This window comes from Mycobacterium sp. E2462, from assembly GCF_001672685.1.
Lineage (GTDB): Bacteria > Actinomycetota > Actinomycetes > Mycobacteriales > Mycobacteriaceae > Mycobacterium.
Map to the genome: position 1 here is coordinate 1 of NZ_LZKC01000397.1, position 791 is coordinate 791.

At 70.2% G+C, this 791-nt stretch carries 1 protein-coding gene and 1 pseudogene; both read left to right on the forward strand.

What is annotated here, in order from left to right:
- Positions 1-143, forward strand: a pseudogene (locus A5714_RS25625) (hypothetical protein); the annotation flags it as partial.
- Between the two features lie 338 nt (positions 144-481).
- A partial coding sequence (locus A5714_RS20610) for a PPE family protein (protein WP_156747418.1) occupies positions 482-791 on the forward strand: 310 nt, incomplete at its 3' end.

A 791-nucleotide genomic window follows, 5' to 3' on the forward strand; every position in this document is an offset into this window, starting at 1 on the left:
GTGCGGCGGGGGCGAACTCGCCCAACGCCTTGCTGCGGGGCATGCCGATGGGGGGCATGGGCCGCCGCGGCGCGACCGCGGGCTATGTCAACAAGTACGGGTTCCGCTACAGCGTCCTGACCCGCCCACCCTCGGCCGGATAACGGCGGCGCACGAACATGTTTGAGCGGCTGTTTATCCGCGACCGGATTTTATTCCCGGCGGCATTCGGCGCGCCGACTGGCGGCGCGACAAGCGTCCGCGCCGGTGGACTCCGTCTCCGGGTCGGCGACGCCCGCCAGCAGGCGTTTACCACACCGCGGTGGGGTGGGAGACTCCGGTTGGGCGAGCGTGGCCCGGCTACCGCCGGTCGCGTTCACGGGCCGGCCGAAAGGTCGCTGCGGCCAGCGGCATCAGCGGGCCACGGGTGTCCGGCCAGCAACGCACTATCGTCATGCACTACTCGCGTCTCAGTGATTCGGCCACGAAGGGGTTAAAGGTAATGGTGTTGGACTATGGGGCACTGCCGCCGGAGGTCAACTCGGCGCGGATCTACGCGGGTCCAGGGTCGGGATCGTTCCTCACGGCAGCGTCGTCGTGGAATGCGTTGGCCGCGGAGCTGAACTCGGCCGCGTTGAACTACGAGAACGTGATCACGGCGCTGAGCAGCGAGGACTGGCTGGGCACCGCGTCGGCGGCGGCCGCGCAAGCAGCCCAGCCGTATGTGACGTGGTTGACCACGACGGCCGCGCAGGCCGAGGAGGCGGCCACCCAGGCCCAGGCCGCCGCGGCACCGACGAGACCGCGCCGGC